This window comes from Ensifer meliloti, assembly GCF_030064585.1.
GTDB lineage: Bacteria > Pseudomonadota > Alphaproteobacteria > Rhizobiales > Rhizobiaceae > Sinorhizobium > Sinorhizobium meliloti.
This window is the reverse complement of sequence record NZ_CP120366.1, coordinates 1,242,564-1,257,680: the sequence shown is the minus strand read 5'-3', so window position 1 is coordinate 1,257,680 and position 15,117 is coordinate 1,242,564. Positions and strand designations below refer to the sequence as shown.

The 15,117-nt window shown below is 59.4% G+C and carries 14 protein-coding genes and 1 pseudogene; 5 read left to right on the top strand and 10 right to left on the bottom strand.

Annotated elements, in window-relative coordinates; all coding sequences use genetic code 11:
* Positions 1 to 25: 25 nt before the first annotated feature.
* From PZL22_RS30625 to PZL22_RS30590, 8 genes are all read right to left on the bottom strand, one after another.
* Entirely contained in the window at positions 26 to 1,036 is a 1,011-nt protein-coding gene (locus tag PZL22_RS30625; RefSeq protein WP_088196080.1) for an ABC transporter substrate-binding protein, read from the bottom strand.
* A gap of 37 nt (positions 1,037 to 1,073) precedes the next feature.
* A complete protein-coding gene (locus tag PZL22_RS30620) occupies positions 1,074 to 1,400 on the bottom strand; it encodes an NIPSNAP family protein (RefSeq protein ID WP_003536940.1) in 327 nt (108 codons plus the stop codon).
* Positions 1,401 to 1,405: 5 nt separating this feature from the next.
* Positions 1,406 to 2,869, bottom strand: coding sequence for an aldehyde dehydrogenase (locus PZL22_RS30615; protein WP_028005178.1), 1,464 nt, complete (start codon positions 2,867 to 2,869; stop codon positions 1,406 to 1,408).
* A 5-nt stretch (positions 2,870 to 2,874) separates the two neighbouring features.
* On the bottom strand, positions 2,875 to 3,915 hold the full coding sequence (locus tag PZL22_RS30610; protein WP_003536944.1) for an LLM class flavin-dependent oxidoreductase: 1,041 nt from the start codon (positions 3,913 to 3,915) through the stop codon (positions 2,875 to 2,877).
* Entirely contained in the window at positions 3,912 to 4,847 is a 936-nt protein-coding gene (locus tag PZL22_RS30605; protein ID WP_088196076.1) for a flavin reductase family protein, read from the bottom strand. Before PZL22_RS30605 ends, PZL22_RS30610 begins: the two co-directional genes overlap by 4 nt.
* Positions 4,844 to 5,677: an alpha/beta fold hydrolase gene (locus PZL22_RS30600; protein ID WP_046067001.1), complete on the bottom strand. Its 834-nt coding sequence runs from the start codon at positions 5,675 to 5,677 to the stop codon at positions 4,844 to 4,846. Before PZL22_RS30600 ends, PZL22_RS30605 begins: the two co-directional genes overlap by 4 nt.
* 18 nt (positions 5,678 to 5,695) lie before the next feature.
* Complete coding sequence (locus PZL22_RS30595) at positions 5,696 to 6,298, bottom strand: amino acid synthesis family protein (protein WP_014528548.1); 603 nt, start codon at positions 6,296 to 6,298, stop codon at positions 5,696 to 5,698.
* A gap of 466 nt (positions 6,299 to 6,764) precedes the next feature.
* A complete protein-coding gene (locus PZL22_RS30590; RefSeq protein ID WP_088196075.1) occupies positions 6,765 to 7,460 on the bottom strand; it encodes a GntR family transcriptional regulator in 696 nt (231 codons plus the stop codon).
* A 1,173-nt stretch (positions 7,461 to 8,633) separates the two neighbouring features.
* On the opposite strand from PZL22_RS30590, the pseudogene PZL22_RS30585 reads away from it, so the two are divergent.
* Positions 8,634 to 10,047: pseudogene (locus PZL22_RS30585) on the top strand (alanine/glycine:cation symporter family protein).
* A gap of 580 nt (positions 10,048 to 10,627) precedes the next feature.
* On the opposite strand, the gene PZL22_RS30580 reads toward PZL22_RS30585, so the two are convergent.
* Positions 10,628 to 11,221 carry an NUDIX hydrolase gene (locus tag PZL22_RS30580; RefSeq protein WP_284718749.1) on the bottom strand — a complete coding sequence of 198 codons (594 nt, stop codon included), beginning with the start codon at positions 11,219 to 11,221 and terminating at the stop codon, positions 10,628 to 10,630.
* Positions 11,222 to 11,702: 481 nt separating this feature from the next.
* Here PZL22_RS30580 and PZL22_RS30575 point away from each other — a divergent pair, with 481 nt between their 5' ends.
* A complete protein-coding gene (locus tag PZL22_RS30575; RefSeq protein WP_014528033.1) occupies positions 11,703 to 11,906 on the top strand; it encodes a cold-shock protein in 204 nt (67 codons plus the stop codon).
* A gap of 165 nt (positions 11,907 to 12,071) precedes the next feature.
* Here the strand turns inward: PZL22_RS30575 and PZL22_RS30570 are convergent, their stop codons facing one another.
* Positions 12,072 to 12,278, bottom strand: coding sequence for a transposase (locus tag PZL22_RS30570; protein WP_234827234.1), 207 nt, complete (start codon positions 12,276 to 12,278; stop codon positions 12,072 to 12,074).
* Positions 12,279 to 12,446: 168 nt separating this feature from the next.
* Between PZL22_RS30570 and tnpA the strand changes: the two genes are divergently transcribed.
* From tnpA to PZL22_RS30555, 3 genes are all read left to right on the top strand, one after another.
* Entirely contained in the window at positions 12,447 to 12,890 is a 444-nt protein-coding gene (gene tnpA / locus PZL22_RS30565) for an IS66-like element accessory protein TnpA (protein WP_127702012.1), read from the top strand.
* Positions 12,887 to 13,240, top strand: coding sequence for an IS66 family insertion sequence element accessory protein TnpB (tnpB, locus tag PZL22_RS30560; RefSeq protein ID WP_010975539.1), 354 nt, complete (start codon positions 12,887 to 12,889; stop codon positions 13,238 to 13,240). The genes tnpA and tnpB overlap by 4 nt, the downstream gene beginning before the upstream one ends.
* 62 nt (positions 13,241 to 13,302) lie before the next feature.
* Positions 13,303 to 14,955 carry an IS66-like element ISRm14 family transposase gene (locus PZL22_RS30555; RefSeq protein ID WP_127702011.1) on the top strand — a complete coding sequence of 551 codons (1,653 nt, stop codon included), beginning with the start codon at positions 13,303 to 13,305 and terminating at the stop codon, positions 14,953 to 14,955.
* Positions 14,956 to 15,117: the final 162 nt, after the last annotated feature.

The following is a 15,117-nucleotide window of genomic DNA, read 5'->3' as shown; positions in this document are numbered from 1 at the left end:
ACGTCCTTCCAGCCGTTCCCAATGATTACTTCGCCTGCCAGGCGTACCAGCGCTCGCCGATGGCATCGCGATTCTCGGCCCAGTAGTTCATGTCCGCATTCACTTGGCTTGCCGTCTGCGCGTCCGGCAGGGTCTTCGCCAATTCCGGATCCATCATCTTAGGCGACTCCAAGTTGATCGGCGCGTATCCTGTGATCTTTGCAAGGTCGGCCTGAGCTTCTGGCGATGTGGCGAGCGCTATGAACTGCATGGCCGCTTCCTTGTTCTTCGAGCCCTTGGGGACTACGAGAGCGTCGGCGGCGGTGATGTTCTGTTCCCAGGAAGTCTCGACATTGATGCCGCTTTGCGCGAGCGCCGTCATTCGGCCATTCCAGACGCTACCGAAAGGCGCTTCGGCGGAGGCGAGGAGCTGTTGCGACTGCGCGCCGCCTGACCACCAGATGATGTCGGACTTAATCGTGTCGAGCTTCTTGAAAGCGCGATCCAGATCGAGCGGATAGAGTTTATCGGGCGATACACCGTCGGCAAGCAGGGCGGCCTCGATGACACCCGGCGCGGACCACTTGTAGAAGGCGCGCATCCCTGGGAATTTCTGGGCGTCGAAGAGGTCCGCCCAGGTCTTGGGGCAGGCATCGACCGCATCCTTGTTGCAGCCGATGACGAAGGAATAATAGAAGCTGCCAACCGAATAGTCGGTGACGAAGCGCGGATCGAGCTTGGACTTGTCGATGACAGAGAAGTCGAGTCTCTCGAGGAGGCCCTTCTTGCCGGCCTGAGCGGCGTAATCGCCCTCGACGTCGACGACGTCCCAGGTGACGGCATTCGCCTCGACCATAGCCTTCAGCTTGCCGTAATCGGTCGGCCCGTCCTGCAGCACGTTAATGCCCGTCTTTTCGGTAAATTTCTCGGCCCAGGCGATCTTCTGCGCGTCCTGCGTGGTCCCTCCCCAACTCGTGAAAACGAGATCGGCAGCCGTCGCCGGCATCGCTGTAGCAATCGTCGCGGCAGTGGCCGCCAAAACAAATATCCTATTCATGTTCCCTTGCTCCGTGTTCCGGTTTTGCTTGGTTGTTCTAAGACGCGACGGCACCTGTCGGCGAAAATCGCGCCGCCTTCATGATCTTATTTTCAGCGACTTCTATCAGGTCGCGTATCTTGGGAAGAAAATCCCGCCAGGCCGCATCGTTCATGAGTGCGGCTCGCCGACGCTCGCGCTCATCGAGGCTCGGATAAGCCCAGATATGGACGATCTCGTTGATCGGCCCGATTTCGGAGAAGAAGTAGCCGACAAGTTCGCCGAGATGCTTCCTCTGGATGGCTATCCCTTCTTCCTCGACCACCTTCAGGTAGGTAGGGATCGCGCCATTCCTCAGCCGATAGGTGCGGATCTCGTAAAACATCGCTCTCACCGCATCACGAAGGGATCAGGAATTGGATCGTCCGACGTCCTGAGCCAAACGGTCTTGCTCCGGGTATAGTCGAGCGCCGCCTCCAGGCCGCCCTCACGCCCGTGACCCGAGAGCCCGAAGCCGCCGAAGGGCGCGACCGGGGAGACCGCCCGATAGGTATTGACCCAGACGATTCCCGCGCGAATTCCCTTCATGAGGCGGTGCGCTCGGGTGAGATTCTGGGTGAAGACCCCGGCTGCAAGGCCGAAGCGGGAGTCGTTGGCGAGATGGAGAGCTTCAGCTTCTGTCTCGAAAGACAGAACCGAGAGCACAGGACCGAAGAATTCGTTCTCGAGGGACGGCGATGCGCTGCCGTCGCAATCGAGAATGGTCGGCCGATAATAGAACCCGGCGCCCTCCGGCGCTGTGCCTCCGGTCACCAGCTTCGCGCCAGCAGCCAGCGAGCGTGCGACAAGGGCCTTGACGTGGTTGCACTGGCGCTCCGTCGCGAGTGGTCCCACCTCCGTCGACATCTCGAGCGGGCTGCCGATGCGAATCGTCTCTGCCTTGGACTTCAGGATCTGCAAGAAGCGGTCCTTGACACTTTTCTCGACGATCAGCCGTGAGCCGGCCACGCAGCTCTGCCCGGTCGCGGCAAAGATCCCAGCGATCTGGGCATTGGCCGCACTTTCAAGATCAGCGTCGGCAAAGACGATGAAGGGCGATTTGCCGCCGAGCTCGAGCGAGGTCGAGGCGAGATTTTCCGCTGAATTGCGTACTATATGGCGCGCCGTCTCCGGCCCGCCAGTGAAGGCTATGTGATCGACCTGCGGATGGCGGCTGAGCGCCGCGCCGCATGATGGGCCGAAGCCGGTGACGATGTTGACGACACCGGCGGGAAAACCCGCCGCATGCACCAGCCGGGCAAATTCGAGAAGCGGCGCCGGCCCGTCCTCCGAGGCCTTCACCACCATGGTGCAGCCGGCCGCCAGTGCCGGACCGATCTTCACGGCCGAAAGGAACAGCTGGCTATTCCACGGCACGACCATGGCCACGACGCCGATCGGCTCGCGGCGCAGCCAGACATCCATGTCGGGCTTGTCGATCGGCAGATAGGAGCCCTCAATCTTGTCGGCGATCCCGGCGTAGTAGCGATAGTAGTCGGCGACATAGGCGATCTGCGACGAGGTCTCGCGGATGATCTTGCCCGTGTCGCGGGTCTCCAGCTCGGCAAGTCTTCCGGCATTCTCAGCGACGAGATCGGCAAGCTTGTAGAGGAGCTTGCCTCTCTGCGTGGCCGTCAGTGTGGACCATGGCTGGTCGTGAAGGGCGATACGTGCAGCCTCGACGGCACGATTGACGTCCGCTTCCCGTGCCTCTGGCATCTCCGCCCAGGCACGGCCGGTGGTGGGATCGATGCTTTCGAAGCGGGCTTCGCCGTCTGCGAATTCACCGTTGATGTAACACTGGAAGCGCTGCATGTGCCCTACTCCGCAAATGCTGGCATGACATCGGCGATGAAGCGTTCGAGCGAAGCCTTCTTGCGCTCGAAGGTCATGCCTGTGTCGATCCAGAAGGAATATTCGTCATACCCCATTGCCTCGTAGCTCTTGATGCGGGCGATGACCTCGTCGGCTGCGCCGACGACGTTGTTGCGTCGCATTGCCTCGCCTGAGAGCATGGCATTGGCGGCAATTTCCTCTTCCGGAATCCGATCGATGAGGCCTTGTCTGATCGGTCTTTCGTTCTTGAACCAGGCAAAGAAATAATTGTAGTATACGCTCATCTCATGAGCTGCCTGCGCGATATCCGCCTCGTCGGAGCCGACATAGGTGTGCCGCAGCAGCATGATCTTCGGTCGCGGGACCTCTGGATCCTTGGCGCAGGCGTCGTTGAACCGTGCCATCAGGCTCCGAACCTCCTCGTCGTCCTGCCAGAGTGGCGTCACCTGCACATTGCAGCCGTTCGCAACGGCAAACTCGTGCGAGTTGGGATCGCGCGCAGCAACCCATATCGGCGGATGGGGCTTCTGCAGCGGCTTCGGTGACGAGGTCGTGGCCGGAAACTTGAAGAACTCGCCGTCGTGGGCGTAATCACCCGCCCAGATCCCCTTCACCGCCGGAATGAGTTCGCGCATGCGCTGCCCAGCGCTCCAGGCGTCGAGGCCCGGCAGCAGCCGCTCGTACTCGAAGGAATAGGCGCCGCGGGCAATTCCGATGTCAAGCCGACCCTCGCAGATCAGATCCGTCATTGCGGCTTCTCCCGCGAGCTTGATCGGATGCCAGAAGGGCGCGATCACCGTGCCGGTTCCAAGCCGCGCGGTCTTAGTGCGACGGGCAAGGTCGGCAATCGTTACGAAGGGATTCGGCGCAATGGTGAACTCCATTCCATGGTGTTCACCGGTCCAGATCGCGTGCATGCCGCCTTTGTCGGCGATTTCGCACAGCTTGATGAATTCTTCGTACAGCGTCTTGTGGTCTTGCGAAGCATCCAGGCGCTCCATGTGAACGAAGAGCGAGAATTTCATGAGTGTGCGTCCTTCTTCGCGATCGGATGGACCGTGCCGCCGGTCTCGTCGCCGAAATACATGCCGAAATTGCCGATAGAGCTTTCGAGTACGAAACGATTGATGATATCGGCGGTCGCACTGCTGCTGAACTTGGCCGCAGCGAGCTCCGCCGGCCTGAGAAACCGGCCTTGTCGTGGTGCACCGTCGCTGGCAAGCGCGTGGTAAACGATGTTTTGACGACCATCGCTCTTGTCCTCGTAAACCGAGTAGAGAAATCCGATGGTGACGTTCAGTCCGGTCAGTTGTTCGAGATAGGCGGCAAGCGTTCGCGCAGGATCGCCGCCTTCGACGGTGCAATTCGGAAGCGACAGGGTTTCATTGCCTGCCAGAAATACCGCGCCCTGCTGTTCGAGCACCGCACCGAGACGAATTTCTCCCTCAACGGCAGCGGAAACCGCCTTTCCTGCCAACCTCGGCGTGAAGTAGCCCCCCCGGGCGTAACCCAGGCCATTGAGGCCGCTGTTTTCGAAGGCGGTAACGCGACCAATTATGATGACATGATCGCCCGCCTCGATGATGTCCTGCATCGAACACTCGAACCAGGCCGCCACATCTGAGAATATTGGGCAGCTGTCCCGGCCAAGCCGCCAATCGACCGCTGCAAACCGATCCTCCACGGGGCGGGCAAATGTATTCGAGACGTCTTTTTGCGTTTCGGACAAGACGTTGATGGCGAAACGCCCTGCCGAAGTCATCGATTCATAATTGCGCGAGCTCTTGGCAAGGCAAACGAGCAGCAGCGGCGGATCCAATGAGACGGACGTAAAGGAATTGGCCGTAAAGCCGATTGGCTTGCCTGCCGCATCGCTCGCCGTCACCACCGTCACTCCGGTTGCGAATGCGCCGAACGCGTCTCGCAAGGCTCTCGGGTCGAAAACTTCCGCAGTCATCTCGGTTTCTCCCTGGAAGTCAGCCATTCGGACATCAACGCGTTGACGACCTCGGGGGCGGTTAGATTGACCATGTGTCTGTGACCATCGACAATGCGTGCCCATCCCTTTGGCGTCACAGACGCCATCTGTTTGGCCATTTCCGGTGTCGAATTCGGATCTCCCGAGCCCGTTAGGAAGAGAGCCGGGCATTCGACGGACGGCCAGCAGTCTGCATAGATCTCATCGCCCCCCGCAAAGGCGGCATAGGCAATCGCGTATCCTTCCGGATCGACCATCTCCAACCATGTTCGTGTTAGTTCTCGAGCACGTTGGCTCTCCGGATCCTCGCCGAACCACCGCTCCAAAGGCCCTTCCGCGTCGACCCCGTTTTTACGGATAGCTTCAGCGCGGGCCAGGACTGCAGCTTTCGCCGCGGCGTCGCGGCGATAAACGCCGTTGAGATAAGCGACACGAGTGATCCGGTCGGAAAATGTTGCCACCGCGCCTCCGGAAATAAGTGCACCCATCGAATGTCCGGCGATACTCGCCCGTGCGATGCTGAGGTCTTCCAGGAAGCAGCCAAACCAAGCAACGTAGTCCCGCACCGTGCTGCCCGCTGGGATTTTTTCGCTTGCGCCATGCCCCGGCATGTCTAATGCGAAAACCCGGTGGGTTTTTGCGAAAGCCTCGATTTGTGGCGCCCAAGCCTCTAGGCGCATACCGACGCCGTGAATGAGGATTAACGTCTCTCCATCGCCGGCTTCGAAATAGGCGGTTCCGCGCGCAGTGGTCTTGCGCGGAAGGGAGGCGCCGCCCTCCCCGGATGTGTGTGATGTAACCGTTTGCATCGAGGTGTCCACCGCCGCTCAGACGCCGGCCGGATTGGTGACATCTTGCCCAAGCTCCTTCAAATCCTCGTAACGGTCGCCGATCCGGTGATGAGGACGTCCGCCAGTCGAGGCGCCAAGAGCCACCACGATTTCATCGGCGGCTGGGGCATCGGGTACTGCGGTCTGGATCGTCAGGTAGTGCGAACGGCGCCCCTCGTCGTTCTTGTCCATCAGGGGGATCATGATGGGGGCATTGGCAGGGCCGCGCGTATTGCAGAAGGCCAGGTATGATTTGGCGCCAACCGCTTGGCGATAATGATTGCCGAAACGCAAGGTATGGATGAGCGCCGAGGCATGCTCGATTTCGCCATCAATCCCGACCACGGCGGCTTTCCCATAAGCTTCAACCGCCTCGGCGGAACCAACGGCATCGATGATCATCCTAGTTAGAAGCTCGCCCAGTACCGGTGCCGCCCTGTGAATCTCCGGCCTCAGATCTTCGACGAAGCCGTGCCCAACCCACGGATTTTTCACCACCGCCACCGCCGAAAACAGCTTTAACGGCTGAGGGGCGGCTTTCCCGCCCTCGATCAGGGTCGTTTCCATCTGGAGAAGCGTCTTGCGGATCTGAACGGGCATAGGACATCCTTCCTGTGAGCTATTTGATCTTATGGTATGCCATCATATAGGACAGTCAAGTGGCTCTTCAACGCAAAGCCCGAATTCCGGCCAAGTGCCCGATTTTGGTAGGAAAAAATTTGCGATTGAGGGCGAACGCAAACCGAGCGCTTTGATCGCGGTCGGTTTTTTGCTGCGGAATGCGGGGGATGACGCATCGTGCGCAAACCCGAGCACGTCAGCAGCGGCCACGTTAAGCGGCGATTCTCATGCGTTCAGAGGATGGCGTTCAGGCGGCGGCACAACCCGAAGGATGTTCCATAGGGCAATACCCAACCACATCATGCTGCACAAACGCTACGGATTACCCAACGAGTGCAATCAGAAGAAGGGAGGCGCCAGTCCGCTGGCGGCCAACGAGCAGATCTGAGAGCCAGTGTGAGGTGGGTTGAGGCAGCCTTCGTCGCGGATCGTAGTCGTAACCTCGTCAGTCGCCCGTCTGCTGCGCTGAGAGTACGGCCTCCGCGATGACGGAAGCTCTGGCGACATGATCAAGGGCAGCCTTGTAAGCCGCTTCACCGTCGCCTTTTCGAATGGCCTCAACGATCTTTTCCATCTGTGCCGGTCCTTCGACGTCACGATTCCTAGTCTTGATCGTCATGGAACGGAGATGGTTGATCCGGACGGTCAGCAGGCTGACGACACCCCAGGCAACGTGGCGATCGACCTTGGTGAAAAGCGTCTGGTAGAAAGCGGAGGTGTGATTGAGAACCGCGGGCATATCCTTAGCAGCATAGCTCTGGCGGATGCCTTCCAAGGACGCTTCAAGGGCTGCAACAATGGTCGAGTCTTTTCGCTCCGCACAAAGTCGGGCGGCCATCCCTTCGAGGGCGCCGCGAATTTCGTAGATCTGCTTCGCTTCATTCAGATCTAGACGCGCGACGATCGGCCCTTTGTTAGGCAAGTTCGCGACGAGGCCCTCGGATTCGAGGTGCCGCAGCACCTCACGGACGATTGTACGACTGACACCGAGTTGCGCACACAGATCGCGCTCGACAAGGCGATCACCCGGTCTGAAATAACCGTCTACAATAGCGTCCCGCACCTTGTCGAGCGCCAGTTCCCGCAATGTCTTTGTCGGACGCTCTACCCGAATGGCATTCCCTGCCAGTGCATCGTTCATCGGCTCACCTCGTCTAAATCCGCCCAATCAGGTATAAGCTCCGCACGAGAACGAGTCCGCCCTGCCGTATTATGGCGTACCAGTATATAACCTGGATGCCCCGCTTAAGGCAACTGCCATGACCAGTTGCTCGCGATCACTATCGCGTCGATGTTTCCGATGCGTAGCAACGGGACTCGTGAAGTCCGAATTGCTGGGCCGTGGCCGCACCTATTTATGATGCTTGATATCACCGCATTGAGCCAGGCTCATGATGTCAAAGTTCCGCCGCGGGGCGTGCTCACCATCTCGAGGAGTCGCATTTGACCCCTCGATCACTCCATGATCGCGCCATCGCGTGAACCCTTCGAGCATACAAAAAAATTGAGAAAGGCGAACTACGGCATATCCCGCAATGCAGTGCCGTACCGCGACCGTCGTGCAGGTCTCGTGCCGCGCGTACATTGAACAATCAATCGGCGGTTGCTACTCAGTGAAGTGCTACTCCTTCGTTCGGAACCACGTTGTATCGTCGGCTCACGACGTGTTCGAGAGGATAGTCGAGAGCCTTGATCCTTTGGCGGGCGGTTGTACACCCAGCTTTGCCGAAGAGAAAATGCCGAACGAGACGCAAAGCGCGTCCGTTCCAGGCAACACCACGCTGTCCGGTCTAATCATTTCCGTACCCGAGACCGCCGGTGGTCCATTCCCTCCCCTACCCTTGGAGAACAAGGGCGAGTTTGTCGACGTCGACAGTTGCGCGGTTGAACGGACCGTGGCCACACAGACTTGCTTCTCGCTTCTAAGGTAGCGTGTTCGTTCCTAAATAGCTGAAACAAAGCCAATTATCTCTTGATCGTAAGCGTGGCGTGGTGACCGCTTGGACTATGCTGGTGTGGGACAGTGCCACCACGATTAAGTGGACACTATGGCGGTATCCGATCTCGGAGAAGCGCGGCCGAAGCGCAATCGACCTCTCCGGCCTGCGGAGGCAGCTTAGTGATACCGGAGGATGCATCTATGCGAAGTTCCCAGGATATCTCACTGATCATGTTCTGCTGGATCTTGAACGCCAGACCTTGACCTGCGCCAAGTTCGCGCCGTAATGCCGCACAGTGCGTCGCATCAATCCAAACGGGAATTTGACCCGGGCGCAATTTCCAAAATCGACGGCATTCGAGGAGCGAGCACCGCATGAATACGATCATAGCCTTTCTGAACACCATCCTCTGGGGCTATGTGCTCATCTATGGTTTGCTAGCCGTCGGCCTTTTTTTACAATTCGCCTCGGCCTTCCTCAGATCATCCACTTCGGCGAAATGTTCCGAGTGCTAAGCAGCGGCGGATCCAAGGACACCTCCGGCATCAGCCCCTTTCAGGCCTTGATGGTCAGCCTCGCCTCGCGGGTCGGCACAGGCAATCTGGCCGGCGTCGCTGTCGCGCTCTATCTGGGCGGACCGGGCGCGACCTTCTGGATGTGGATGGTAGCACTCGTCGGCATGGCGACGGCCTATGCGGAAAGTGCGCTGGCGCAGCTCTACAAGGTGCGCAATGAAGATGGCCAGTACCGTGGCGGCCCGGCCTTCTACATCGCTCACGGGCTCAATGCCCCTTGGGCGGCGGCAATCTTCTCCGTCTGCCTCATCATCTCCTTTGGTCTTGTTTTCAATGCCGTTCAGGCAAACTCCATCGCCGATGCGGTCCAAGGCGCCTTCGGCGTTCCGAAGCTAACAGTCGGTTTCGGGCTCGCGGTGCTGTCCGGCGTCGTTATCTTTGGGGGCATCCGGCAGATTGCCCGTGTTGCTGAAATCATCGTGCCCTTCATGGCGGTCGCGTATCTGCTCATGGCGGTTTATGTGCTGATCGCCAACGCGGCGCTGGTGCCTCACGTTCTCTGGACGATAGTTTCGAGCGCCTTCGGCCTGCAGGAAGCAGCCGGTGCGTCACAGGTGGAATTGCAGCGGCGATGCTAAACGGCGTCAAGCGCGGTCTTTTCTCCAACGAGGCCGGCATGGGCTCGGCTCCAAACATTGCGGCCGTTGCCACTCCTGTGCCGCATCATCCTTCCTCGCAGGGCTTCGTTCAGTCTCTCGGTGTCTTCATCGACACGATTCTGATCTGCACGGCGACATCGGTGATGATCCTGCTTTCGGGAACGCTGGACCCCGGTTCCAACATCACCGGAACGCTCACGCAAGCCGCAATGAATGTCCACATTGGCGCCGCCGGAACCTATTTCATCGCAATCGCGATATTCTTCTTCGCGTTCACTTCAATAATCGGCAACTACTCCTACGCTGAAAACGCGTTGACCTTTCTTGGTGCCGGCAATCGCCTGGGTCTGACGATCATGCGCTGCGCCACGCTAGTAATGGTGGTCTGGGGCGCCTACGAGAGCATTGCCACCGTTTTCGACGCAGCCGATGCCTCGATGGGCCTGATGGCGACGATCAATCTAATCGCGATCCTGCTCCTCTCAGGCACCATCGCGAAATTGACGAAGGACTATTTCAAGCAGCGGAAGCAGGGTCTCGCACCGGTTTTCCACGCTGCGGATTACCCGGAGCTGCAAGGCAAGATCGACCACGGGATCTGGTCACGCGTCTGATGTGCCAGCCGGCGGCACATGTCCCGGCGCTGAGCACGCGGCAGGTGCAAAGCTCTCGCGAACCGCATGCATCCGCTATCGCGCGCTTAGGCGGCGCGCTCGGCCTCTCTGACGAGCAGATCGACGCTATGACGGCGGCAACCGCCAGCCTCTAACGGCTTTGTCAACGCTCGAGCTTGGTTTCTTCCGCCATTCGGCGACTGCGATTGCAGATCTGAACAAGGCGGTCCGCATAGCCAGCGCTCAGAGAGATCTGATTCATCCGAGTAAAAAAGCTTGCCGTCAAAGCGTAAGACTCGGTCGCCTAAACCGGGCGGCTGGCGCGCTTGCGGCGCATACCAGCGACGGGCCTAAGATTGCCGTCCGACCCGTCCGACAGCAGCATTTCACAACCATCGCACCCGTTCCCGACCGGGAGGCCCTCTGTAACTTAGTCGGGCGCTTTGTAAAATGGTATTCGAACGAAACGGATGAGCGGCGCTAAATTCCGAACCACCGGGCCGCGTGAGCTCGATCGCCTGACGCCTTGCCGGTAAACGATAGCAAGGAGCTTTGCGGAAGCAGATTTCTAGTGGCGGGTCTATCGAAGCGATTGTTTGAGCATGCGCATCAGTAACCCTTTCAATTCCGGCTCCTGCACACGCCTGGCGGCCTCGACTGGAGACAGCCACGCCACCTCCCTCTCTCCTCGTTCCGGGAACTCGAGGTGCAGTTCGTCCACCTTCAGTCTGAACACCTCAACGACCGATGGCGTTGTTTGTCCGTCGCCGAGAGTTTTTAGATACGTGAAATAGCCCAGAGCTCGCTTCTTCGCTTTTCCGGCTACGCCAGCCTCCTCCCACGCTTCTCTTTCTGCCGCCTGATGTGGCTTCAGGTTCTTAATGGGCCAACCTTTCGGAATCGTCCACCGCCCGGAATCGCGGGTTGTGATCAACAAGACTTCAACGGCGCCCGTTTCGTTGGTCCGGTAACAGATTGCTCCGATCTGATGGGCGGCACCACCTTTCAACAGTGAGCTCGCATGGGGCGCAAGTCTCGCGAGGTAGCGATCCGCTTTTTTCATTGCGGCGCACCAGTTAGGGTGCTGCGTCATCAAAGAAATGTCTTTGCCAGAGAACCGATTATAGAACCCACACAAAACATCGCGTCGAAGTTCACGCTGCAGATGTTTCATGAGTTCTCCGTCCTTGCGTCCGAGCAATGGATCAGAAAGAGGGTCACAAGTCGAGCCTGGAGGCCGCCGATTTGGCGGCCGCCACCCATGGGGCCTCGCGTGCACGCCATCAGTGTAGAAGCGCAGCCGCCAGGAAAGCGGACGCCGTGCTTGCAAACACGATGATCGCGCATCCGCGCAGTATCTTCCGCCGGCGCGTTTGCTTGCCGGTCCAATCGTAGCCCATCAGCGCCTCCGAACGGCATCATGCCGCTCCTCTGATGTTCTGGCCAAATATCCCTAACAAAAGGAAAACTTCACGCCGATACCATTTCGAGCCATTGAAGCACGTCGGCGCCTCCTGCCATCCGAATTGGGGAACAGGCATTCGAGCAAAATACCTAGCTAAAAGTCATCGAAGGATTTGCTCGCCTTGAGACCTCTTGCGGTCCCGGGCATTGACCGGTATTGCGAGGGATGCTCAGCAACCAACGAGGACAAGATGGCAACTGGCACCGTAAAATTCTTCGCCCAAGACAAGGGCTTTGGCTTCATTACCCCTGACAGTGGCGGCCCAGACGTATTCGTTCACATCTCGGCGCTCGGTTTTGGCGGTTCTCTTCAGGATGGCCAGAAGGTCAGCTACGAGCTGGGACAAGACCGCAAGACCGGCAAGTCGAAAGCCGAGAACGTCAGCATTCTTTGAAGCAGTGTCGCCTCGGCCCGTCTTGCGGCAATGTACATTTGCCGCTAGACGGGCTACTAACATCGTAGCTCAAAACAAAAAACGCGGGATCCCCCGCTTCCGTGATTGCATACCGGTCCGGTGTCGCGCCAACTTGCTAGCGACAGACGATGGCGGAACTAACGACTACCGACATGGCGTTGCTCGACGGTCTCGCCAGGCCCCAGTGATGAACACGGCGCCAAGCCCCATTTCGAAAAGCAGGTTGCTGTTGACCCCGCGCCGGCGCGCCACCTCCGCTACCGAGTTTCCGGGAAGCTGCGCTTCTTCAACAATTCGCCATTTGTCTTCCAGCGACCAGTTTCGTCGACCGCGCTTCGCCGCTTCGCTCATTCCCGACATCAATCACCGCCATAGTGTCCACTTAGCACTTGGTGCACACTATCCCACTCCACGGCAGCGCCGGTAGGCGGTAAGCGCCGTCTCCGCCCCATTGGACAGGCTGTATTTTGAGGCTGGCTGGGCGTGCGAAAAGGTTTCCAGGACTATCTGGAGATTTGCATGGCAGATGATGGATTTGTTGGGCGCTACGAAGTTGTCGAGCCGCGCCGCGGAAACCGGCGTTGGCCCGATGATGTGAAGGCGCGGATCGTCGCGGAAAGCCTTGAGCCTGGTGTTCGTGTTGTTGATGTCGCGCGCCGTCATGACGTTGTTCCGCACCAGCTTTCCTTCTGGCGCCGACAAGCGCGCGAGGGCATTCTGGCGCTGCCGTTTGAGGCTATGCCGGGCCTGTCGGAGAGCGGCGATGCCGAGCCTGCATTTGTGCCTTTGGCGATTGCGGCAGAGCCGAGCGAGGCTGTGAGTGTTTTGGCGCCGCCGCTGTCGGAGGCGGTTTCGTCGGTCTTAACGCTGGAGATCGGGCCGGACGTTGTGATGCGGGTTCCCGGCGATGTGCCGGTTGAACGTGTGGTGGCTCTGGTGCGAGCCATGCGAGGGACGGCATGATCGTCGCGGGCCAACGACTTCCGATCCTGATTGCAACGCGGCCGGTGGACTTCCGCTGTGGGCATCAGGCGCTGGCTCTGATGATGCAGACCGAGTTGAAGCTCGACCCGCATTCCGGGGTGACGGTGATCTTCCGGTCGAAGCGCGGTGATCGTCTGAAAATCCTGGTATGGGATGGCACCGGCATGGTGCTAACCTACAAAATTCTTGAACATGGAAGCTTTGCCTGGCCCAAGGTGCAGGATGGGACGATGCGTCTTTCCAGGGGGCAATACGAAGCTTTGTTCGAAGGTCTTGATTGGCGACGGGTCATGGCGCAACGGGTGACCGCGCCGTCGGCGGCAGGGTAAATATACGGCTGCCTTTGCATTGTTTTATTTGGCTTTTTTGTGCTGCCTTGCTATAAGACCGCATGTCGTCACCCCTTGATCTCAGCCTGTTTCCGGACCTTCCGCCAGAGGTGGTGAAGGCGTTTGCGGCGATGCAGTTCGAACTGTCGGTCGAGCGTGCTGCACGTCAGCATGAGCAGGCTGTGGTTGCCGAAAAGGACGCCTTCATCGCCGAGCTGAAGGAACTGGTCGAGAAGCTTGAAGGTCAGGTTCACGACTATCGGCGCACGAAGTTCGGGCCGAAATCGGAAAAGCTCGATCCGGCGCAGATGGAACTGGCGCTGGAAGACCTTGAAACGGCAATTGCCGAAACACAGGCGCGGATTGCCGCCGTCGAGAAAAAGATCGAAGCCAGCGCATCCGATCCGGACAAGGTCGCTCCTCGCAAGGAGCGTAAGGCCCGTGCACTGCCCGAACACCTGCCGCGGGTCGAGCGGGTGATCGAGCCCGAGAGCATCGTTTGTCCCTGTGGTTGCGGCAACATGGTCCGGATCGGCGAAGACCGGACGGAACGGCTCGACCGGATTCCGGCGCGCTACGAGGTGATCGTCACGATCCGCCCGAAATACGCCTGCCCCAAGGGTCGAACGGGCGTCGTCCAGGCCAGAGCGCCGGCGCATCTGCTGGAAGGGAGCTGGCCGACCGAAGCCCTTCTGGCTGAGATTGCCGTCTCCAAGCATTCCGAACATATGCCGCTCAACCGGCAGGCCGAGGTCATGGCGCGACACGGGGTGCCGATAGACCGCACCGTCCTGGCCGATTGGATGGGCAGGACGGGTGCTGCGATCGCGCCGGTGGTCGACCATCTGGCCAAACGGCTGCTGTGGGAAAGCACGCGGCTTTATGTCGACGAGACAACGGCTCCGGTGCTTGATCCGGGGCGAGGCAAGACGAAGACCGGTTATCTATGGGCCGTGTTGCGTGACGATCGCGGCTGGAATGGCTCTGCGCCGTCGGGCGTGGTGTTCCATTATCGACCTGGGCGTAAAGGCGAATATGCCGCTGAAATCCTCGACGGGTTCAACGGGACAATCCAGGTGGATGCCTACGGTGGTTACTCTCACCTCGCCACGTCGGACCGGGTGGGTGGCGATCCCTTGAGGCTGGCTTTCTGTTGGGCGCACGGGCGCAGAAAGCTGATCAAGGCCACGCCAAAGAGTGGATCGCCCATCGTCGACGAGGCGCTGGTGCGGATCGCCGCGCTCTACAAGATCGAAGACAGTATCCGTGGCTCAGATCCCGAACATCGCCGGGCAGTTCGACAGGACCTCTCCCTCCCGCTGGTGGACGCGTTCTTCGCCTGGCTGGCAGCGCAAGCCAAGCGCGTCTCACGCAAGTCTGACCTCGGAAAAGCCCTGGCCTATATGCTAACGCGGCAGGACGGGTTCCGGCTGTTCCTGGACGACGGCCACGTCGATATCGACTCCAACCTGGTGGAAAACGCGATCCGCCGACCGGCCATGAACCGCCGCAATGCGCTCTTTGCGGGGCACGATGAAGGGGGCCGCAATTGGGCCCGGTTTGCCAGCCTGATCGGCACTTGTAAAATGAACGGCGTTGAGCCCTACGCCTATCTGTGCGATCTCTTCACCCGCCTCGCAAACGGCCACCTCGCCAAAGACATCGATGCCCTGATGCCATGGGCCTATGCCGCCCGCATCACGGCCTCACAATGAGCTCGTCAGGTACTCTTCGGTGAGCTCATTTGACCGCCGAGGATCGGCCTCAGATCGCCGCAACTGAAAAATCAATGGGGCGTGGACGTCGCATACGGTAGGCGGTCATCACGCCACGCTTACTCTTGATCGACTGATGCGAGCCAATTGGCCTGACTCTTC